We start from the raw sequence: 796 nt of genomic DNA, 5'->3' as shown, positions 1-796 counted from the left end.
CCCATCAGCGTGCCGTTCGCGATGGTGATGTTGTACCAGGGCGTGTTGCCGGTCAGTCCGCCGTAGGCCGAGCCGTTGTTCGCGGCCGCCGACGTATAGGCATAGAGCACCTCGGTGAAGCCGTGCGGGCCGCCATTGGCCATCGAGGCCACCGCGCTCGGCAGGACCACGGCGATAGCCGTGAAGATCAGCATCGCCAGCGGCAGGCAGAGGATGGCAAGCATCGCCATCTTGACCTCCTTGGCCTCGATCTTCTTGCCGAGATATTCCGGTGTGCGGACGACCATCAGGCCGGCGACGAAGACGGCGATGACGACAAACATCAGGATGCCGTAGAAGCCGGCGCCGACGCCGCCGACGATGACCTCGCCAAGCTGCATGTTGATCAGCGGGATCATGCCGCCAAGCGCGGTGAACGAATCGTGCATGGCATTCACGGCGCCGCACGAGGCGGCCGTGGTGATGACCGCGAACAGCGCCGACAACGCAATTCCGAAGCGCGTCTCCTTGCCTTCCATGTTGCCGCCGTCGATGCCGAGCGCATGCACCAGCGGACTGCCGGCGGCCTCGGCCCAGTAGCAGACGATGACGCCGACGAGAAACAGCACGCCCATCGAGGCAAGGATGGCCCAACCCTGGCGCTCACTGCCGACCATCCGCCCGAAGACGTTGGTGAGACCGGCGCCGAGCGCGAAGATCGACAGCATCTGGATCAGGTTCGAGATGGCGTCCGGATTCTCAAAAGGATGCGCGGCATTGGCGTTGAAGAAGCCGCCGCCATTGGTGCCAAGCATCT

At 64.2% G+C, this 796-nt stretch carries 1 protein-coding gene; it reads right to left on the bottom strand.

All coding sequences use genetic code 11. From position 1 onward, the window contains the following. Positions 1-796 (bottom strand): potassium-transporting ATPase subunit KdpA (locus EOA60_RS35395; protein ID WP_206628436.1); only part of this gene is annotated, 796 nt, incomplete at both ends.

It is taken from the genome of Mesorhizobium sp. M1A.F.Ca.IN.020.06.1.1, from assembly GCF_004023265.1.
Lineage (GTDB): Bacteria > Pseudomonadota > Alphaproteobacteria > Rhizobiales > Rhizobiaceae > Mesorhizobium.
The sequence above is the reverse complement of the archived record's forward strand: the minus strand, read 5'-3'. Positions and strand labels throughout refer to the sequence as shown.